The organism is Mesorhizobium sp. M3A.F.Ca.ET.080.04.2.1, from assembly GCF_003952525.1.
Classification (GTDB): Bacteria; Pseudomonadota; Alphaproteobacteria; order Rhizobiales; family Rhizobiaceae; genus Mesorhizobium.
The window spans coordinates 1,456,322-1,475,004 of sequence record NZ_CP034451.1; the positions used below are offsets into that span (position 1 = coordinate 1,456,322).

At 64.5% G+C, this 18,683-nt stretch carries 26 protein-coding genes and 1 riboswitch; of the genes, 9 read left to right on the plus strand and 17 right to left on the minus strand.

Features of this window, described 5'->3' with window-relative positions; genetic code table 11:
- Positions 1-21: 21 nt before the first annotated feature.
- From EJ074_RS07170 to EJ074_RS29635, 4 genes are all read right to left on the minus strand, one after another.
- Positions 22-459, minus strand: a complete 438-nt coding sequence (locus tag EJ074_RS07170; protein ID WP_095808740.1) for a MucR family transcriptional regulator — start codon at positions 457-459, stop codon at positions 22-24.
- A gap of 394 nt (positions 460-853) precedes the next feature.
- On the minus strand, positions 854-1,066 hold the full coding sequence (locus EJ074_RS07175) for a hypothetical protein (protein ID WP_095808815.1): 213 nt from the start codon (positions 1,064-1,066) through the stop codon (positions 854-856).
- The gene (locus tag EJ074_RS07180) at positions 1,059-2,129 is read right to left on the minus strand and encodes a DMT family transporter (protein ID WP_245420606.1); all 1,071 of its coding nucleotides are present in this window, start codon (positions 2,127-2,129) and stop codon (positions 1,059-1,061) included. The genes EJ074_RS07175 and EJ074_RS07180 overlap by 8 nt, the downstream gene beginning before the upstream one ends.
- 92 nt (positions 2,130-2,221) lie before the next feature.
- Positions 2,222-3,055 carry a hypothetical protein gene (locus tag EJ074_RS29635; RefSeq protein WP_165349877.1) on the minus strand — a complete coding sequence of 278 codons (834 nt, stop codon included), beginning with the start codon at positions 3,053-3,055 and terminating at the stop codon, positions 2,222-2,224.
- A 111-nt stretch (positions 3,056-3,166) separates the two neighbouring features.
- Here EJ074_RS29635 and EJ074_RS07200 point away from each other — a divergent pair, with 111 nt between their 5' ends.
- Positions 3,167-4,135, plus strand: a complete 969-nt coding sequence (locus EJ074_RS07200; protein ID WP_129552863.1) for a LysR substrate-binding domain-containing protein — start codon at positions 3,167-3,169, stop codon at positions 4,133-4,135.
- A 324-nt stretch (positions 4,136-4,459) separates the two neighbouring features.
- Here the strand turns inward: EJ074_RS07200 and EJ074_RS07205 are convergent, their stop codons facing one another.
- Positions 4,460-4,642, minus strand: a complete 183-nt coding sequence (locus EJ074_RS07205) for a hypothetical protein (RefSeq protein WP_095808738.1) — start codon at positions 4,640-4,642, stop codon at positions 4,460-4,462.
- Positions 4,643-4,776: 134 nt separating this feature from the next.
- Here EJ074_RS07205 and EJ074_RS29640 point away from each other — a divergent pair, with 134 nt between their 5' ends.
- From EJ074_RS29640 to EJ074_RS07225, 5 genes are all read left to right on the plus strand, one after another.
- Positions 4,777-4,944: a hypothetical protein gene (locus EJ074_RS29640; protein ID WP_095808813.1), complete on the plus strand. Its 168-nt coding sequence runs from the start codon at positions 4,777-4,779 to the stop codon at positions 4,942-4,944.
- A 204-nt stretch (positions 4,945-5,148) separates the two neighbouring features.
- A complete protein-coding gene (locus EJ074_RS07210) occupies positions 5,149-7,230 on the plus strand; it encodes an ATP-dependent helicase (RefSeq protein ID WP_095808737.1) in 2,082 nt (693 codons plus the stop codon).
- A 76-nt stretch (positions 7,231-7,306) separates the two neighbouring features.
- Complete coding sequence (locus tag EJ074_RS07215) at positions 7,307-7,591, plus strand: hypothetical protein (protein WP_095808736.1); 285 nt, start codon at positions 7,307-7,309, stop codon at positions 7,589-7,591.
- A gap of 312 nt (positions 7,592-7,903) precedes the next feature.
- Positions 7,904-8,083: a hypothetical protein gene (locus EJ074_RS07220; RefSeq protein WP_129552864.1), complete on the plus strand. Its 180-nt coding sequence runs from the start codon at positions 7,904-7,906 to the stop codon at positions 8,081-8,083.
- Between the two features lie 178 nt (positions 8,084-8,261).
- Positions 8,262-8,555 (plus strand): DUF982 domain-containing protein, encoded by a 294-nt coding sequence (locus EJ074_RS07225; RefSeq protein ID WP_095808735.1) that lies wholly within the window; start codon positions 8,262-8,264, stop codon positions 8,553-8,555.
- Between the two features lie 34 nt (positions 8,556-8,589).
- Here EJ074_RS07225 and EJ074_RS07230 read toward each other — a convergent pair whose 3' ends face one another.
- Positions 8,590-9,381: a GGDEF domain-containing protein gene (locus EJ074_RS07230; protein WP_095808734.1), complete on the minus strand. Its 792-nt coding sequence runs from the start codon at positions 9,379-9,381 to the stop codon at positions 8,590-8,592.
- A gap of 89 nt (positions 9,382-9,470) precedes the next feature.
- Positions 9,471-9,983, minus strand: a complete 513-nt coding sequence (locus EJ074_RS07235) for a DinB family protein (protein WP_095808733.1) — start codon at positions 9,981-9,983, stop codon at positions 9,471-9,473.
- A gap of 60 nt (positions 9,984-10,043) precedes the next feature.
- Between EJ074_RS07235 and EJ074_RS07240 the strand changes: the two genes are divergently transcribed.
- Complete coding sequence (locus tag EJ074_RS07240) at positions 10,044-10,736, plus strand: glutathione S-transferase family protein (RefSeq protein ID WP_129552865.1); 693 nt, start codon at positions 10,044-10,046, stop codon at positions 10,734-10,736.
- Positions 10,737-10,871: 135 nt separating this feature from the next.
- Here the strand turns inward: EJ074_RS07240 and EJ074_RS07245 are convergent, their stop codons facing one another.
- The gene (locus EJ074_RS07245; RefSeq protein WP_095808732.1) at positions 10,872-11,087 is read right to left on the minus strand and encodes a hypothetical protein; all 216 of its coding nucleotides are present in this window, start codon (positions 11,085-11,087) and stop codon (positions 10,872-10,874) included.
- Between the two features lie 272 nt (positions 11,088-11,359).
- Between EJ074_RS07245 and ndk the strand changes: the two genes are divergently transcribed.
- Both ndk and EJ074_RS07255 read left to right on the plus strand, forming a co-directional pair.
- Positions 11,360-11,782, plus strand: a complete 423-nt coding sequence (ndk, locus tag EJ074_RS07250; protein WP_095808731.1) for a nucleoside-diphosphate kinase — start codon at positions 11,360-11,362, stop codon at positions 11,780-11,782.
- Between the two features lie 170 nt (positions 11,783-11,952).
- The gene (locus tag EJ074_RS07255; protein WP_095808730.1) at positions 11,953-12,159 is read left to right on the plus strand and encodes a hypothetical protein; all 207 of its coding nucleotides are present in this window, start codon (positions 11,953-11,955) and stop codon (positions 12,157-12,159) included.
- Positions 12,160-12,176: 17 nt separating this feature from the next.
- Here the strand turns inward: EJ074_RS07255 and EJ074_RS07260 are convergent, their stop codons facing one another.
- The 9 genes from EJ074_RS07260 to EJ074_RS07300 form a co-directional block, all read right to left on the minus strand.
- On the minus strand, positions 12,177-12,515 hold the full coding sequence (locus EJ074_RS07260) for a DUF190 domain-containing protein (protein WP_095808729.1): 339 nt from the start codon (positions 12,513-12,515) through the stop codon (positions 12,177-12,179).
- A gap of 14 nt (positions 12,516-12,529) precedes the next feature.
- On the minus strand, positions 12,530-12,940 hold the full coding sequence (gene crcB, locus EJ074_RS07265) for a fluoride efflux transporter CrcB (protein ID WP_095808728.1): 411 nt from the start codon (positions 12,938-12,940) through the stop codon (positions 12,530-12,532).
- Between the two features lie 5 nt (positions 12,941-12,945).
- Positions 12,946-13,338: a fluoride efflux transporter CrcB gene (crcB, locus tag EJ074_RS07270; protein WP_095808727.1), complete on the minus strand. Its 393-nt coding sequence runs from the start codon at positions 13,336-13,338 to the stop codon at positions 12,946-12,948.
- An 88-nt stretch (positions 13,339-13,426) separates the two neighbouring features.
- Positions 13,427-13,500, minus strand: a riboswitch (Fluoride riboswitch).
- Between the two features lie 261 nt (positions 13,501-13,761).
- On the minus strand, positions 13,762-14,031 hold the full coding sequence (locus EJ074_RS07275; protein ID WP_095808726.1) for a hypothetical protein: 270 nt from the start codon (positions 14,029-14,031) through the stop codon (positions 13,762-13,764).
- Between the two features lie 263 nt (positions 14,032-14,294).
- Positions 14,295-14,771 (minus strand): molybdenum cofactor biosynthesis protein MoaE, encoded by a 477-nt coding sequence (locus EJ074_RS07280; RefSeq protein ID WP_095808725.1) that lies wholly within the window; start codon positions 14,769-14,771, stop codon positions 14,295-14,297.
- A 1-nt stretch (position 14,772) separates the two neighbouring features.
- On the minus strand, positions 14,773-15,030 hold the full coding sequence (gene moaD / locus EJ074_RS07285) for a molybdopterin converting factor subunit 1 (RefSeq protein WP_095808724.1): 258 nt from the start codon (positions 15,028-15,030) through the stop codon (positions 14,773-14,775).
- Between the two features lies 1 nt (position 15,031).
- Positions 15,032-15,628 carry a CDP-diacylglycerol--glycerol-3-phosphate 3-phosphatidyltransferase gene (gene pgsA / locus EJ074_RS07290; RefSeq protein WP_095808723.1) on the minus strand — a complete coding sequence of 199 codons (597 nt, stop codon included), beginning with the start codon at positions 15,626-15,628 and terminating at the stop codon, positions 15,032-15,034.
- 104 nt (positions 15,629-15,732) lie between these two features.
- Complete coding sequence (gene uvrC, locus EJ074_RS07295) at positions 15,733-17,814, minus strand: excinuclease ABC subunit UvrC (RefSeq protein ID WP_129552866.1); 2,082 nt, start codon at positions 17,812-17,814, stop codon at positions 15,733-15,735.
- On the minus strand, positions 17,811-18,575 hold the full coding sequence (locus EJ074_RS07300; protein WP_095808721.1) for an SDR family oxidoreductase: 765 nt from the start codon (positions 18,573-18,575) through the stop codon (positions 17,811-17,813). Before EJ074_RS07300 ends, uvrC begins: the two co-directional genes overlap by 4 nt.
- Positions 18,576-18,683 lie beyond the last annotated feature (108 nt).

Here is an 18,683-nt window from a genome sequence, read left to right on the forward strand (position 1 = left end):
AGCCAGGTGGGGTCGATATGCTTAGGCTTTGCCCTTGCGCTTGCCCTTGCCGGCATCGGCCGGCTTACGGCCGAGGCCGGAGGACTTGGCCAATGCCGAGCGGGTGGCCGAGTAGCTGGGCGCCACCATCGGATAGTCGGGCGCAAGGCCCCATTTGGCCCGGTATTCGTCCGGCGTCAGGCCGTGGTCGGTCGACAGATGCCGCTTCAGCGACTTGAACTTCTTGCCATCCTCGAGGCACACGATGTAGTCAGGAAAGACCGAACGCTTCGGATTGACGGCCGGCGTCAGCGGCGCGCTTTCCTTGACGGCGGCGGCGCCGGCGAGCTTGCGCACCGACGCGCTGACGCTGGCAATCAGATCAGGCAGGCCGGAAGCCGGAAGTGGATTGTTGCCGACATAAGCCGACACAATGTCGGCGGTCAGCTCGATTGCGGTCTTGTCGTCGAGATTTGACAATTTTTTCACCCTCTGCTGGCTCTGAAGTCGCCAGCTGTTCTTGGAGACTTTTCTTTAGGTATCGAATCGGACAAGCCCCCCAACGGGCCCTCCTGTGCCAGTAAAGCACACGACTCAATACCGCTAAATGTTTCCACCGAAGGTGGCTATCGCGCAAGTTAGGATTTCTAATAGCCCAAAGCGGTGCGTTACATCGCGCCAAGCCCCTGTTGGCTGACCAGATGGCGCTTTCAGCACTTCGATTGATGTATAATCCTTTATAGGTTCGAAGTTTGGCAGTTACCGCCATTTCGAGCAGCTGGAGTTTTTGCGGCCAGCCCCGACCGCCCGGCGTTGTGGGAGTGCGGCCGAAAGCCCAGCGCAATCAGAGCAGATCGCAGACCGCTCCACACGCTCATTTCGTCGTGGCGGCCTGGCGCCGGAATTCCGGCCGCTCGCTGTCGGACAGAATCTCAAGGACGCGCTTCCAGCGCGCGCAGCGGCCGAAATCCCTTTGCTCGATCGCTCCTTCGGCTTTCATGGCGGCATAGAGCGGCGCTTCGACGCCGAATTCCCTGACCAGCCAATGCGCCTCCTGTCTGGCGCGCCGTTCCTCCTCGTCAAGCATGATCTTCGGCATGATCTTTAACATGGTCCCTGGCATGATCCTCAGTCTCCGAACCTTCGATGCCGACTGCGATGCAGCTGCCGATGACCAGGACGGCGCCAGCGACGGCCGTCAACGACAGGCTTTCGCCCGACAGCGCCAAAAGCAAGGTGGACGCGATCGGCGTCAGATAGGCGACGATCGCAAGCCTGCCGCCCTGGGCGAGCCGCGCCGCGCGCGACCAGAAATAATAGCCCAGCCCCATCGGCCCGGCGCCGAGATAGAGGCCAAGCGCGAGATCCGCAGCGGCCGGGCGGGCCATCCCGTCATGAAGGCACCACAGAAAGGTCAGCACCACGCCGATGAGCGCCGAGGGCAGCAGCAGGCGATCCGGCGGCAGGGCAACACGCCCGACGGTGATCGAATAGAAGGCCATGCACAGCGCCGAACCGAGGGCGGCGAGATAGCCGCCCAGGCTGCCCGCGAACAAGGCCTGCGCGCGCCCGCCCGAAATCACCAGCGCGACGCCGACGAAGCCGACCGCCGCGGTCAGACCAAGCAGCATCGGCCGCCTGGGACGTCCGAGCACGATGATGGCTGCGGCGACCATCAGCGGCCAAGTATAGGCGACGAGATTGGCCTCGATGACCGGCATCGAGGCGAAGGCGATGTATTGCAGCACCATGGTGCCGACGAGGCCGATGAAGCCGACGGCGTATGCGGCCAGGCTCCGCGCAGGCTTGCCCTTCCCCCCTCGTGGGAGAAGGTGTCGCCGAAGATGACGGATCAGGGGTGCTCCAGCTTGGTGGCGACCGCGCTCCGGCCACCATCCCTCATCCGTCTCGGCGCGCCGCGCCGGTCCACTGCCCGGGGGCGAGCCACGGCTCTCGCCCCGCCCTTCGGACCCCGCAAGGGGAGACGGAGAGGTGCGCACCAGCCTGATCATCACAAAGACCAGGCTGGCGCCGCAGAACTGCAGGAACTGCACCAGCGACACCGGATGGCTGGCCAGCAGCGTCTTGCCGACAAGGGCGTTGGTGGCCCACAGCGCCACGGCGCCGAGAGCGAAGGCCAGCGCCGCCATCGGGGCGGCGGCGCCGCTGCGGATTTCTCGCCCTCGAGCCATGCCCGGCTGCGCGCTCAGCGACGGCTGCCGTCCGGCCGGCTCGGGACTCGCTACCATGTTTCCCTTGCCCCGCCGGCGACCGTCTCGGCGACCGGTTGTGGCATGGGGTGTTCTTCGGCATGGCGGCGATAGGCCGGAAGCTGGTTGTTCCAGACATCCTCGGCCAGCTCGTTCACCCAGGCACGGTCCTGGTCGTTGTCGGCGGCGAGGTAGAACATGCGGTTGTCGTCGACATAGGGCTTGGACACCGAGCGCTGGTTGAGCACCAGGGTGACGCGTTCGCCGAGCTGGATGGGAGCGGCGCGGTGCAGCACGCCGAGGAACTGGCCCAGCGTGGCATAATTGATCTTGTGGTCGATGCGCATGATCTTGTTGCGCGGCAGGTCGCGACCGCTTTCGAGGAGGGCACGGCCGGTCTCGGAGTCGTCGCAATAGATCTCGAGATGGCCGCCGATCAGCGGATCGGTCATCGACAGCGGAATGAGCTCCGTCACCGGAACGCCATCGCAATGCCAATCGACGGCGCCGTCCCTGGGGCTCATGAAGGTGACGGTCGAGCCGACGATCGACAGCGGATAGGGTTCGAGCCTGGTGCCCATCATGTCCGAGAGCCGCTCCAGGCGCAGCTTGTCGTTGAGAAGCTCCTTGATCTCCGGGATGTAACGGTCGGCGCCGGTGATGAAGGTAAGATCGAGATGCTTGTGCACCGCGTGCTTGTCCTTGAGCTTGCGCGCCGCCTCCTCGATCGCGGTAAGCAGATCCGGGTCGTAGCCGTGGCGATACTGGGCGACCCCGAAGCCCGACACTTTCCAAGCCGTCTCATGGCCAATGATGGCCTCGCGGCTCATCGCGCAGCGCAGTTCGGGGATTGTATGGGCGTTCATTCTACTTCTCCAAGCTGGGGGCAACACTTGGTAAACAGTCAATTAATTCCCCTACCCCTGTAAATTTAGGAATGCTGGTGCTAGCCTAAGCCCAGCTTAAGGTCCAAACCGGTGCGTCTGCTCAGTCAGGTCAACCTGAATTCACTGAAAATCGTGGAGAGTGCCGCACGGCATAAAAACTTCACGCGCGCAGGCGAAGAGCAGTTCATCACCGCTTCGGCAGTCAGCCAGCGGGTGAAGAGCCTGGAGGACCAGCTCCGCTTCAAGATTTTCCAGCGCGGCGGCAATGCGGTGTCGCTGACGCCGGAGGGCGAGGCCTATGTGGCGCAGGTACGCGAGGCTCTAGAGCGCATCGTGGCCGCCAATATGGAGGCCACCGGCCAGTCCCAGGCTCATGTTCTGAAGATCTGCGTGCTGCCGACCTTTGCCGCGCGCTGGCTGTTTCCACGGCTCTCCGCCTTCCAGCGGCAGTATCCCGAGATCGAGATGCGGGTCTCGACATCCTATGCCACGCATGAATTCGCGACCTCGGAATACGATCTGGAGATCCGGTATGGCGACGGCAGTTTCCCGGGCCTCAGTTCCGAGCTTCTGTTCCGGGAGGACCTGACCCCGGTGTGCAGCCGCAAGCTGTTCCACGAGGTGCTGGGCAACAAGCCGCTGTCGAGGGTGACGCCCGACGATTTGAGGCACTTCACCCTGCTCCACTCCGAGACCTGCACCCAGAACTGGCAGTCGTGGCTGCGCTTCGCCGGCGCGAGCTTCGTGCTCGGCGAGGCGAAGAGCATCTATTTCGATTCCTGCATGATGTCCTATGAAGCGGCCAACGCCGGGATGGGCTTTGCGGTCGCCAACCGCGCCTACATGGCAAGCGACATCCGCGCCGAGCGGCTGGTGGCGCCGTTCGCGGTGCACCATCCCAACAGCGCCGGCTGGTATTTCGTCTGCCCTGGCAAGGCGATTGGCGCCCGCAAGGTGAGCTTGTTCAAGCAGTGGATCATGGCCGAAGCGGCGCTGACGCAGCGCCAATTGGACGTCGAGATCACGAACCTGCCCGTAAGACGGGCAGCGATGGCGTAAGGCACCCGTGCAAGTTTAGACATTCAAGAACGCACAGCATACCAGGCTATGTGTTCGATCTTCTACAATGAACCGGCAGCACCAATGCCTGGGACCAGCTCAGGACATTTGTTGTAGATTTCACACAATCGCTGGAATTTCTGACCACCTTCAACAGGTCTTCCGCGGCGCGCCGCTGACCCGGCGGCAAGACTCAGCTATGGTGTTTTGTGCGGCGGGCCTGATTTTCCCGCTTGGCCGGCGCTTCCCAGCTTCCTCCCAAGCAGCGCCGGCCTTTCTCTTGCCGGCGACTTTCATTCGACTATGGCTGGCGATTGCGCGGCGTCACTGCTTCGGTGGCGTGCCGGGCTGATCGCCGCCGGTGGTCGACTGCGGCACCGGGTTCTTGTCGACCTGAGGATTCTTGTCGACGGTGTCGCTCGGCGCCTTGGTGGGTTGCACGCTGTTGTCGCAGGCGGCGAGCGCGAGCCCTGCCGCAAAGGCCAGCAGCACAGGAAGCTTCTTCATGACGACCTCCTCTCGTTCGCCCCTTTTCACTGGGCAAACGAAGCGCTGGCGGTTTGGTTGCGTGGAACGGGGAACCAACCGGCACATGCCCGGTTGAACACCGAGCCCGCTCGAAGCCAAATCAGGAGATGGTCATGATCCGCCTGTTGCTCACCGGCCTATTCGCCTATACCGCCTACCGCGTCACGATGAGGATCATCGAGGAAGTGCCCGGCGACGTCGCACCGCTGGAGATGCCTGGCGACGAGCGGCGCGCGCTGCGGCGCCAGTCGGCGGCGATGGGAGTGGAGCCGAAGCGGTAGACACAGCTGTTCTCCCCTCTTGAGGGGGAGATGGCCGACAGGCCAGAGGGGGTCGTCTCGCGTCGAGCGCGGCGCTCCTTCTCGGAAGTACGACAGCGCCGGCGCTTCACGCGCGGCGACCCCCTCTGTCGCCTTTGGCGACATCTCCCCCTCAAGGAGGGAGATCCCCGTTGCGAACAAAGCGGAAACGATGCTTGATGGGCGATGAACATCGCCGCTCGTGATTCGTCCTTCGAGGCGCCCGCCTATCTCGCGCGGCTGAATGACGAGCAGCGGCTGGCGGTGGTGCATGGCGACGGCAAGGTGGCGGCGCCGCTGCTGGTGATCGCCGGCGCCGGCTCCGGCAAGACCAATACGCTGGCACATCGCGTCGCCCATCTGATCGTCAAGGGCGCCGATCCGCGCCGCATCCTGCTGATGACGTTTTCACGCCGTGCCGCGGCCGAGATGGCCAAGCGCGTCGAGCGCATCGCCGGCGAGGTGCTTGGCCGCGACGCCGCCATCATCGCCGACGCGCTCTCCTGGGCCGGCACCTTCCACGGCATCGGCGCCAGGCTGCTGCGCGACTATGCCGAGCAGATCGGGCTCGATCCCGCCTTCACCATCCACGACCGCGAGGATTCGGCCGATCTGATGAATCTGGCCCGGCACGAACTCGGATTTTCCAAGACCGAGAGCCGCTTCCCGACCAAGGGCACGTGCCTGCAGATCTATTCGCGCGCCGTCAACGCGCAGGCGCCGCTCGGCGAGGTGCTGGGCTCCGCCTTTCCCTGGTGCGCCGGCTGGACGGACCAGCTGAAGGCCCTGTTCGCGGCCTATGTCGAGGCCAAGCAGGCGCAGAACGTGCTCGATTACGACGACCTCTTGCTCTACTGGGCGCAGATGGCGGCGGAGCCGGAGATCGCGGCGCATCTCGGCTCCCGCTTCGATCACGTGCTGGTCGATGAATACCAGGACACCAACCGGCTGCAGGCCTCTATTCTCCTGGCATTGAAGCCGGATGGCGCCGGGCTGACGGTGGTGGGCGACGACGCCCAGTCGATCTATTCCTTCCGTGCCGCCGAAGTGCGCAACATCCTGGATTTCCCAAAGCAGTTCGCGCAAGGCGCCTCGGTCGTGATGCTGGAGCGCAACTACCGCTCGACCGAGACCATCCTTGCCGCCGCCAATGCGGTGATCGGCGAAGCCACCGAGCGCTTCACCAAGAACCTGTGGACCGAGCGCAGATCGTCGCACAAGCCGCAACTGGTCAGCGTGCGCGACGAGGCCGAGCAGGCCGATTACGTCTGCCAGGCGATCCTGGCCGAGCGCGAGGCCGGCACGGCGCTGAAGGCGCAGGCCGTGCTCTTCCGCGCCTCGCATCACAGCGGGCCGCTGGAGGTCGAGCTCACGCGCCGCAATATCCCTTTCGTGAAATTCGGCGGGCTGAAATTCCTCGACGCCGCCCACGTCAAGGACATGCTGGCGATGCTGCGCTTTGCCGAGAACCCGCGCGACCGCGTCGCCGGCTTCCGCGTGCTGCAGTTGATGCCGGGCATCGGTCCGTCCGCCGCTTCGCAGATCATCGAGGCGATGGCGACGTCGCTGGACGAGACGATGGGCCTCGCCCGCTTCCGGCCGCCGCAGCGCGCGGCTGAAGATTGGCCGGTCTTTCTCGGTATCTACAGCAGTCTCAGGGCCGGCGCTAAATGGCCGGCCGACCTCGAACGGGTCCGGCTCTGGTACGAGCCGCATCTTGAACGCATTCACGAGGATGCGATCACGCGCCGCGCGGACCTGCTGCAGCTGGAGCAGATCGCGTCCGGCTATCCCTCGCGCGAACGTTTCCTGACCGAGTTGACGCTCGACCCGCCGGACGCCACCAGCGACCAGGCCGGCCCGCCGCACCGCGACGAGGATTACCTGATCCTGTCGACCATCCATTCGGCCAAGGGCCAGGAGTGGAAGAACGTCTTCCTGCTCAACACGGTCGACGGCTGCATCCCGGCCGATCTCGGCGTCGGCACCAAGGAAGACATCGAGGAGGAACGCAGGCTTCTCTATGTGGCGATGACGCGGGCCAAGGACAGCCTGCACCTTGTCGTGCCGCAGCGGTTCTACCCGCATAACCAGCCGGCGCGCGGCGACCGCCACGTCTACGCCTCGCGCACCCGCTTCATCCCGGCCTCGATGCTTGCCGCCTTCGAGCAGTCGTCCTGGGCCAGCGCGCGGATGACCAACGACCCGCGCGCCAGGCCTGCGGTCAAGGTCGATCTCGGCGCTCGCATGCGCGGCATGTGGAAATAGGCTTCCAGTTTCGGCACGGCCATGCGGCAACCAAAGGCCCGGATCGGCGTTCTTCGCCCATCAACGGAGCGCGTCGATGGAGCCGACAGCTGTAGTGGCGCTGATCCTGCTTTCTTGCAGCCCCGACATGCAGTCCTGTCACCGGGCTGAGACGCGGCCGGCCATCTATGGCGGGATGAACCAATGCGCCGCCGCCCTGCTCGCCCGGCTCGAGGGCACAAATATGATCGGCAGGTGTCGAACGGTAAAGGGCCTCGCCTCCGGCCAGGGTGTCGCCGTGGTACGCGTCACCCGCGGCAACGGCTCTCACGCGACTTCTACCGACTACCTGGTGACGCGCACCGAGAGCGCGACCGAATAGACTAATATAGACTTCCATATATCCGGTCGGGGGTGTTTTTATCGCGTATTCACTTCGCGTTCGGAAAGACGCCCGTCATCTTCGGCGCGAGCGATGGAACCTTCGATTGCGCTGTTCATTTGCGTTTGCAGGTCCTGGTACAATGGGCAGATCCGAAGACGGTTATACTCGCCATGGCGGCCGATCTTCAGGACAGGGTCTGCGGCTCGCAACGACTTGCAGGATTGCAGACCGGCAAGTTCGGCGGGGCGTGCCCAGGCTGCCGCTGGCGGAGAGGAGCGGCAGCCTGACGTAAACGAGGAGAAACGGACAATGCGTTTCATCCCTTCGGCTATGAGCTGGCGGCAGCGGCTGGCCGGTCTGGCCGGTCGGGTTTTCGTCAATACCGTTGCGGCGGTCGTCGCCGGAGTCGCCATCCTGTTCCTTCTGCTTTCGCCGCACTATCAGGGCTCCGCCTCAACCCCCGACACGACGATCGGAACAGCGCAGTAAACGTACCGCTGGTATTCTTCGGGGACGGCTTGCCTGCTCCTGCCCAGCCTCGCTCTCGCGTCCCACAAAATGGCTTCCCGGCATGGAACTTCGTCCCGCAAGGCGCGTTGTTGGGCGTCCTACCCAAGACCGGAGGATGGCGGTCCCGCCATCCTCCGCTTCCATTCGAGAGGCAAGCATGTACGACAGGATGTTCTTCACCCCGGTCGCGGTCAGTGTCGGCGCCGGCCATAAGCGCATGATCGCCTCGCTGTCCGAGATGCATGAGTTCCTGACCGAGTTCGCGCCCTCGCGCCGGCGCCTGAGCTATGGCGCCGCGGCCAAGGCCTGCGAGGCCGCGCGTGCGGGAGAAATCCCGGCCGAGGCGGCCCGCGACGCGCTGATCACCTTCGCGGTGACGGCCGGCATCCTGTGGCCTGCGGACCTGCCGCCGGTTGCGGTCACACGCGGCCATGACGGCTTTGCCGCCTGACATATTGCTGCCTTACGGCGTTACCTGAAAGACTTCAGTGAACCGTGCCGGACGTGTCGTCTGCCGCCACGCCGCGCGGGCCGGAGGCCTCGACGCTCACCTGGTCGCGGCCATTCGATTTCGCCTTGTAGAGATGCTTGTCCGCGATCTGGAACATGTCGGCATAGGTCGTGATGCCGCTGAAGGCGATGCCGCCGATGCTGACCGAAAGCGGGCACGGCCGACCTTCATGCGAGAATTCGATCTCGCGGATGCGCCGCCTGATGCCTTCGGCGACCAGCCAGGAACGCGAGGCGTCGGCGCCGGGAAGGAAGACCGCGAACTCCTCGCCGCCGATGCGGCCGACGATGTCGGCGCCGCGCAGCTGCGCCTTGATCGTGTTGGCGATGATCTTGAGCGCCTGATCGCCGCAGTCGTGGCCGAGGCGGTCGTTGATCGACTTGAAGTGATCGGCATCGACGATCAGCAGCGCGCCGGTGTCGGCGACCGCGTGGCTGCGGGCCTTCTCCAGATAGGCTTCGACCAGCATGGAGAACGCGCCGCGGTTGAAGACCGCCGTCAGGCTGTCGGTCGCCGCAACAATGGTGAGCTCCTTCTGGGTGATCGCCAGCTGGCGCATCTTCCACATCAGGAAGAACAGGAACGAACCGCCGAGGATGAGCGGCAGGAACAGATCGGTGAGCTTCGCCCACAGCAGCGCCTCCGGCGACAGCGATGGGAAATTGTAGGAATCGACGAAGAAGGCGGCGCCGATGAAGAACGCCGTGCCGGCAACCGTGACCACAATGACCCTGCCCCAACTCGTCGGGGACAAATCGATGCGCATGCCTTTCTCCTGCTGCAATGGCCTATTGTGAAGCGAGAGAACAAAAGAAGTCCTAACATACCGACACCGATGCGATGGCCAGCGGCCGGTCAGGCGTAGGCGCGACCTTCCTCGGAGCGCTGGAACAGCACGAGGTCGAGCGGCACGGACGGCCGGCCGAGCACGGTGAGGCACATATGCGCCTGGCCGCGATGGTGGGTCTGATGGTTGAAGAAGTGGCTGAGCGCCGGCGCCAGCCGCTGAGAGACGGTGCGCATGTCGGTAAGCGTCATGTAGGAGAAGCGGCCGGCGAGCGCCTTGTCGCTGATGCGGCCGAGCCAGTCGAGGATCCTTTTGTCCTCCGCCTCGCGTGCCAGCCTCAGTCCGCTCAGCGTGCGGTGGAGCATCGCCGCGGTGTCCCCTGGCGCGTCGCCCTCCCCGGTAAAGCGCTTCATCCAGACGCGGTCGACGGCGAGCAGATGGTTGAGCGTGCCCAGCATGGAGCCGAAGACGGCCCCGACATCTCGGCAGAGTTCCTCTTCCGGAAGCTCGGCCGCGGCATCATAGATGCGTCCATTGGCCCATTGATTATAGGCCGCAAACATCATGAAATGCTGTTTCATTCTTTCATCCGGCTCGCAACGAATCCCGGCTCTTCGTAAACCGCAGGAACCACCCCGCCAATGACCATTATGCTCTATGATCTCGTCGGCCACGATGCCCAACGGCCATTCAGTCCGCATTGCTGGAAGGCGAAGATGGCGCTGGCGCACAAGCGGCTGGAGGTGAACCAGTTGCCGACGCGCTTCCTGGAGGTGCCCAAGGTCGAGGGCGGCGTGTCCAAGACGGTGCCGGTGATCCGCGACGGCGAGCGGGTGGTGGCCGATTCCTTCGCCATCGCGCTCTATCTCGACGAAGCCTATCCGGAGCGGCCGACGCTGTTTGGCGGCGAGGGCGGCAAGGCGATGGCGCGTTTCATCGAGCGCTGGTCCCAGCTCACGATCCATCCCTTCATCACCAGCGTGGCGCTTCTCGACCTGCACGGCATGCAGGACGAGGCGAACGCGGCATATTTCCGCGAAAATCGCGAGCAGCGCTTCGGCAAGAGACTGGAAGAGGTGGTGGCCGGACGCGACGCCGGCATCACCGGCTTCCGCGCCTCGCTGGAGCCGCTGCGCTCGATGCTGACCTACCAGCCTTTCCTCGGCGGAGCATCGCCGCTGTTTGCCGACTACATCGTGTTCGGCGCGCTGCAATGGGGGCGCATCGCCTCGCCTTACCGGCTGCTCGACGAAGGCGACAGCGTGGCGCAGTGGTTCGAGCGCTGCCTCGACCTGCATGGCGGAATCGGCCGGCAGGTTGCCGCTGCCGCCTAGTGGTCTTCCCTCTCGATAGCCTCTCGAGGGGGAGATGTCGCCGAAGGCGACAGAGGGGATCGCCTCAAATGCTGCGACGCAAAGAGAAGTTCGGCACTCCGCGCGAGACCACCCCCTCTGGCCGGCCATCTCCCCTCAAGGGGGGAGATTTCCCGGCGCATCCTTTTCGACCAGCCTGACGCAGATCGGATCGCCGTGCTCGATGCGCGTGCATTGCCACTCCGGACCGAAGCCGAAATTCTGCTGCCCGCGCTGCGGGAAGAACAGCAGGACGAAGAGGATCCCGGCAAGAACGATGGCCATGAAGACAATGCCAGCGATATCGCCGCGTCTGAGGTAAGGCCAGTTCATCGCCTTCGGCTCCGCCGCGATGCTCCGACCTGCATTCGAACCGCGCCCGCAGCCGCCGGATTATCCCGCAAAGAGCCGGTCCTGACCAGAACGGTTCGCCGTTTCGCAGAAACGCCGAACCGTTCTATGTGTTTGTTTTGATGCAATTCCGGACGGAAACCATTTCGCACTTTTCCAGGAATTGCTCGGAAGCCGCTTCCCCTTGGCAAGGCGTCGAGCGGCCTGTATAGAGCCCGCCACTCCAATTCCATTCCCAGAACAAGGACGACCCAATGGCGATCGAACGCACCTTTTCCATGATCAAGCCCGACGCGACCAAGCGCAACCTGACCGGCGCCATCACCAAGATGCTGGAAGATGCCGGGCTGCGCGTCATCGCGTCGCGCCGCGTGTGGATGAGCCGCCGCGAGGCCGAGGGCTTTTATGCCGTGCACAAGGATCGCCCGTTCTTCGGCGAGCTGGTGGAATTCATGTCGTCGGGCCCGACCATCGTCCAGGTTCTGGAAGGCGAGAACGCGATTGCCAAGAACCGCGACGTAATGGGCGCCACCAACCCGGCCAATGCCGCCGAAGGCACGATCCGCAAGGTGCATGCGCTGTCGATCGGCGAGAATTCGGTGCACGGCTCGGACGCGCCGGAGACCGCCGCGCAGGAGATCCGCTACTGGTTCTCGGACACCGAGATCGTCGGCTGAGCCAGCTGACAGCAGGAAACGAGGCGGCCCGGTTCCTGCCGGAGCCGCCTTTTCCTTTAACCTGGGTGAATGCGGAGCCGCTCGAAGCACCTATGGTTGTGCGCCCGGCGATGGATGCTCTGCGCCCCGCGAGCATCTGTCGCGTCTCCGTCCCAAACTGAGAGGACGCGATGATCAATCCCCATGTCTCGAAGAGCGGCATCGCCTATCCTAGCGATCTGGCTCTGCTCAAGCGCATCTATGACGAGGTCTGCCAGGAGCGCGGCCTTACCCCAGGCAGCCCCGAAGCCTCGGCCCTGGCCAAGGATGCCATGGACATTTTTGCGGCCGGCATTTTCGACGAAGTCACGATCAGCCGACGTCTTCGTCGAAGCTGATCGAAGCGGCACGCGGTTCAATCCCCTTCGCCGTAGCGGACCACCTCGACCTTTTCCCTGGTGATCAGGCAGCTCTTGGTCAGTGCCTTGATCTGCGGGATCAGCGCGTCGATCTTTTCCGGCGCGTCGACGATCTCGACGACGATGGGCAGGTCCTGCGACAGGCGCAGGATCTTGGCCGTGTGCAGCACGCTCGAGCGGCCGAAGCCGAGGGGCCCCCTGAGCACCGTGGCGCCGGCCATTCCGGCCTCCCGCGCCGTAATGACGATCGCCTCATGCAGCGGCTTGCCGTCGGCCGACCTGTCATCCTCGCCGAAGAATATCCTGAGCAGCACGCATTGGCTGGGAAGTTCCATGTTCTCCTCCCAGATTACCGGTTGATCCTGATCGCCATGGCATAGCCGAGCCAGGCGGCCGCCAGCGACAACACGACCACACTGACAAGATAGGTCGCGGCGAGGCCGAGGTCGCGCTCGAAAAGCAGGATGAAGGTGTCCAGGCTCATGGCCGAGAAAGTGGTGAGACCGCCGCAAAAGCCGCCAGTGACGAACTGGCGGGCGGTCGGGCCAATCATCAGGCGCCCGTCCGGCCGGGTCAGCGTGGCGAAGAACGTGACGACCCAGGAGCCGACGACATTGACGAAAGCCGTTGCAAGAAGCGCGCTGAGGCCGAGCAACGAAACAATGACATAGCCGGAGAGGAAACGCGCCAGCGAGCCGATGGCCGCACCGCCGCCGACCGCCAGATAGAGTTGCGCTGCCTGTCTGTCCTTGCCTCCCATGGCCTTTACCCCGCCATCCAGACGACGGCAAAGAAGCCGGCCGCGACGAAGAGCACGCACGCCGCCGATGAAGCAACGACATTGAAGACGGCGAGCCGCCCCTCCCCGTCCAGCGCCAGGTTCAGCGTCTGCAGGCAGAAGGAGGAGACGGTGGTGTAGCCGCCGAACAGACCGACGACGATGAAATCACGGACCAGATCGCTGGCGAAGACGCCGCCGACCGTGCGAGCCGCGCCGGCAAAGCCACCGATGGCCAAGGCGCCGGAGACGTTGACCGCCAGCGTGCCCCAGGGAAAGGTCTCGCCGACCGCGCGGCCGACGATGCCCGAAAGGAAGAAGCGGGATATGCCGCCGCAAAACCCGCCGATCAGGACCAGGGCGCAAGCCGCAAGGGTCATTGCTTCATGCCTCTCCATTTACGGCCCGAGCCGCGTTGACCGAACAGGCATGTTGCGAGCGCACAAGCAGATCCTGCCGCGCAGAGCACGCCTGGCAGGAGTCATCAGCCCAGATGCGAAAAGCTTGGGCGGTTTCGGGGGAACCCCATCCCCATTCTTGCAGCGGCGAAACTAGGTGTTTCCGCCATTCCGGTCAATCGGCGCTGGAGCCTGGCAAGGAGACCGGACGCCTTCACCATTGGCGATCTCGCCATGTTCGAGAAGGCGATCCGCAAGCTGCTGCTTGAAATCGCCGGCCAGCCCATACGGGCGAGGCTCGCTTCCTATGCACGCTCGGCGACATTCGATTGCGCGATGCCCGGCTGCGCGCTGGTCGGTTCACGGCAGTGCAGCACCCGCCGCCCCTCGCGGCGGGTCGAGACGTCACTTTGCCTCGCGCTCCTTCACATTCGCATGAAGGTTCGCTGCCTCGGTGTCGGTGGACGGCGTCCTCATGTCCTCGCCTCCGAACGGGCTGCCCTGTCCAGGCGCGAGGTCGCCGCTATGGCCGGCCTTGTTGGTCTGGAACGCCTGGCTGTCCGGGCTGAGCCCATGCTCAAGCGCGTTGACGAGGTGGTCGTCCGCCTTGGCAAGGCCGGCGAAGGCGATCAGCGAAAGGCTTGTGACCGCAAGGATGAGCGCGTGCTTTTTCATATCTGGTCTCCTTTGAGTAGCCAGATCGAGCCGCTTTCGGTCTGGCGGCTTCAACGAAGGATGTTCTTGGGAAACATCCCTTGTGCCTGCCCGCCATCTCAGAAGGGAACGCTTCGGGTGTCCGGATTATTCCCGGAAAATCTCGGGGTCGGACCGACCCCATCGTAGGAACGACGGTCCGGGACTTGCCGTCAGGTATCAACGGCGGCAAGGAGTGCGGTTCAATGGTAGAACGGGGCCAAGCCCCGGAACCAGGCCGGGCTTCATCCGCCCGACTTCCAGCGGTCGGCGGCTTCGTCGTCGGCTTCCTTGGCCTCGACCCAACCGCCTTCGGAGCCATCGGCAAGATGCTCCTTCTTCCAGAAGGGCGCGCGCGACTTCAGGTAATCCATCAGGAAGTTCGCCGCCTCGAAGGCGGCCTGCCGATGCGACGAGGCCGCGACCACCAGCACGATGTTTTCGCCGGGCGCAATCTTGCCGTGGCGGTGGATGACGGTCAGCCCCTGCAGAGGCCAGCGCAGAACCGCCTCGGCGGCGATGCGGCCGATCTCGGCCTCGGCCATGCCGGGATAGTGCTCCAGTTCGAGCGCCGAAAGCGCGCCCTGCTCGTCACGGCAGAGCCCGGAGAACGTCACCACGGCGCCGATGTCGGCGCGGTCCTTGGTCAGGGCGGCAATCTCGGCGGCGACGTCAAAATCCTGGCGCTGGATGCGTATGACAGGCGCCACGGCGCTCGCCACCTCAGCCTCCGGTCATCGGCGGGAACAGCGCGATTTCGCGCGCGCCCGCTATTTTCTCGCGATGGCCGACATGTTCCTGGTTGATGGCGACACGGATCACGTCGGAATGCTGCAGCGCGTGCTCGTATTCCTCGCCCCGCGACTTCAACCAGCGCAGCAGGTCGGCGACCGTCTCGATGCCGGCCGGCAGCTCGACCTCCTCTTCCGGCTTGCCGATGCGCTCGCGCACCCAGGCGAAATAGATGAGCTTCGTCGACATCTTACTCGTCCATGATGTGCTTCAGGCCGGCGCGGAAATAGTCGTAGCCGGTGTAGAGCGTGACGAGCGCCGCGATCCACAGCAGCACCAGCCCGATCTGGGTGGTCAGCGGGAAGATCTTGTCGCCGGCCGGGCCGACCAGAAGGAAGGCGATGGCGATCATCTGGATGGTGGTCTTCCATTTGGCAAGCTGCGTCACCGGCACGGAGACCTTGAGGGCCGCCAGATATTCGCGCAGTCCCGACACCAGAATCTCGCGGCACAGGATGATGATCGCCGCCCATAGCGACCAGCCGGCGATGCCGGCATGGCGATCGGTATCGGCGGCAAGCAGAAGCAGGCAGGTGGCGACCAACAGCTTGTCGGCGATCGGGTCGAGCATCTTGCCGATGTTGGAGGTCTGCTGCCAGGCGCGGGCGAAATAGCCGTCGAAATAATCGGTGATGGAGGCGAGCAGGAAGATGGCCAGCGCCGACCAGCGGGCGAAGTCGGACGACTTCAAATGCCCCTCGAGAAAAAAGCACAGCACCACCAGCGGCACCGCGATGATACGGGCGTAGGTGAGAATGTTCGGCAGGTTGAACGCGCGCTGGGCCATGTCGTCTCGGGAATTCTCCTCCGCCTGCTACTCAAATCAGAAGCCAATGTGGGGGGTCAACAGGCGAGATTCGATTGGTCAGGCAAAAATAGGCGCAAGAATGGTCAGCTGTCATGAAAATGGTTGTAGACCAGCTTCGCGACATGCTCGGAAATGCCGTCGACCTTGACCAGGTCCTCGATCGCGGCGCGGCTGACGGCCTTGGCGGTGCCGAATGCGAGCAGCAGCGCCCGCTTGCGGCCGGGGCCGATGCCGGCGATCTCGTCGAGCGGGCTTTTGACCATCTCCTTCTTGCGGCGGGCGCGGTGCGAACCGATGGCGAAGCGGTGCACCTCGTCGCGCAGGCGCTGGACGAAATAGAGCACCGGGTCGCGCACCGGCAGCGTGAAGGAGTCCCGGCCCTTGACGAAGAAGCGCTCGCGCCCGGCGTCGCGGTCCTGACCCTTGGCGATGCCGATGGCCGCGACCCGCTCCTCGATGCCGAGATCGGAGAGGATCTGCCGCACCGCCGTCATCTGGCCCTGGCCGCCGTCGATCAGGATGACGTCGGGCCAGGCCGGGAAGCTGCCGTTGCCGGCGACCAGGTCCTCGTCCGTGCCGTTCTCGGCTTCCACGCCGTCCGAAGGCTGAGCGTCGCCATGTTCCCTGAGCAGCCGCGAGAAGCGCCGCTGCATCACCTCGCGCATCATGCCGAAATCGTCGCCGGGCGTGATCTCGGTCGAACGGATGTTGAATTTCCGGTACTGGTTCTTCACAAAACCTTCCGGCCCGGCGACGACCATGGCGCCGACAGCGTTCGTGCCCATGATGTGCGAGTTGTCGTAGACCTCGATGCGGACCGGCGGCTTCGCCAGCCCGAAGGTCTCGGCAAAACCGTTAAGCAGCCGCGCCTGCGTGGAGGTTTCGGCGAGCCTTCGGCCGAGCGCCTCGCGCGCGTTCTGCAGCGCATGGTCGGTCAGGTCCTTCTTCTCGCCGCGCTGCGGCACCGAGATCGCTATCCTGCGCCCGGCACGGGTCGACAGCGCCTCGGCAAGCAGTTCCTGTTCCTGCACGGGCTGGGAAAGCAGCAGCGTGCGCGCGGGCAGTTTGTCGTCGTAGAACTGCGCCAGGAACGAGCCCAGCACTTCGGCTCCCTCCAGTGCCGGATCCGCCTTCGGGAAATAGGCTCGGTTTCCCCAGTTCTGGCCGGTGCGGAAGAAGAACACCTGGATGCAGGTCTGGCCGCCTTCCTGATGGACGGCGAAGACGTCCGCCTCCTCGACCGTCTGCGGGTTGATGCCCTGGTGCGCCTGGACATGCGAGAGCGCCGCAAGGCGGTCGCGATAAATGGCCGCGCGCTCGAAATCGAGCTCCTCGGAGGCCTGCTGCATGGCGGCCGAAATCTCGGTCTTCACCTTCTGGCTGCGGCCGGAGAGGAAATCCTTGGCCTCGGCGACCAGTTCGGCATAGCCCTGATGCGAGATCTCGCCGGTGCACGGGCCGGCGCAGCGCTTGATCTGGTAGAGCAGGCAGGGCCGGGTGCGGTTCTCGTAGAAGGAGTCCGTGCAGCTCCTGAGCAGAAAGGCGCGCTGCAGCGAGTTGATGGTGCGCCCGACCGCGCCGGCGGAGGCGAAGGGGCCGAAATAGTCGCCCTTGCGCGAGCGCGCGCCGCGGTGCTTGTAGATGCCCGGCGAGACATGATCGCCGGTCAAGAGGATGTAGGGAAACGACTTGTCGTCCCGCATCAACACGTTGAAGCGCGGCCTGAGCCGCTTGATGAGGTTGGCCTCGAGCAGCAGCGCCTCGATCTCGGTGCGGGTGACGACGAACTCCATCGTCGCCGTCTCGCGCACCATGCGGCCGATGCGGGCGGTGTGGAAGCGTCCCTGCGCATAGTTGGTGACGCGCTTCTTGAGGCTGCGCGCCTTGCCGACATAGAGCACGTCGCCGGCGGCGTTCATCATGCGGTAGACGCCCGGCTGATTGGGCAGCCGCTTGACCAAGGTCTGGATCACCTCGGCGCCGACCATGCCGTCGGCATCGCCGGCATGCGGCGTCCAGTCGATCGCGGTGAAGGCGACATCGGGTCCGGCCGGCATGGGCTCCGGCTCGACGATCTCCTCCGTTGCCTCGTCCTCGAGATCGATGCCGGGCGGCAGATCGTCGGCGGCGCCGTTTCGTCTGTGTTTCTGGTCTGCGGGAGTCATTCCACCATGCCTGTCACATCGGGCGTCTGCCATGCAAGATGCTGGCCGCCGTCGAGCGCGATCATCTGGCCGGTAACCGAGCGCGCTTCCCATAGATAGCGGATGGTGGCGCCGAATTCCGGCAATTGCGGGCCGCGCTTGAGGATCAGGCCTTCGACCTGCTTGCCGAAATCATCATCGTCCTGGCGCTTGTTCTTGAGCGTCGGGCCGGGGCCGATGGCGTTGACGCGGATGCTTGGGCCCAGCGCCTGCGCCAGCATCTGGGTCTCGGTCCACAGCGCCGATTTCGACAGCGCATAGGAGAAATAGCGCGGTGTCGGCCGCCAGACGCGCTGGTCGATGATGTTGACGATCAGCCCCTCCGCGCCCTCCGGCAGCGCGCGGGCGAAATTCTGCGCCAGCAGCGCCGGCGCCTTCACATGGATGGCGAAGTGACGGTCCCAGGCCTGCCAGTCGAGATCCTCGATACGGTCGTCAACAAACAGCGAGGCGTTGTTGACCAGCAGCGTGACGGGCCCAAGTGCGGCCTGCGAACGGCCGACGAGATCGCCGACGGCGTCCATGTCGGTCAGGTCGGCGACAACCACGGCGGCGCGCCCGCCATTTGCCTGGATGCGGCTGGCCACAGCCTCAGCCTCGGCGCCCGACCGGTTGGCGTGGATGGCGACGGCAAAGCCATGCGCCGCAAGGTCCTCGACGATAGCCTTGCCGATCCGTTTCGCGCCACCCGTTACCAGCGCAACGGCTGGGGCTTGTCTCATCTGTCAATCCTTAATCGACGCCGCGATTCCGGCAGCCGGCACAATATGACGGACCAAGGGGTTAAACACCATTTCCACCTGAGGCGGGAATGTGGCGAAGCGGCCGAT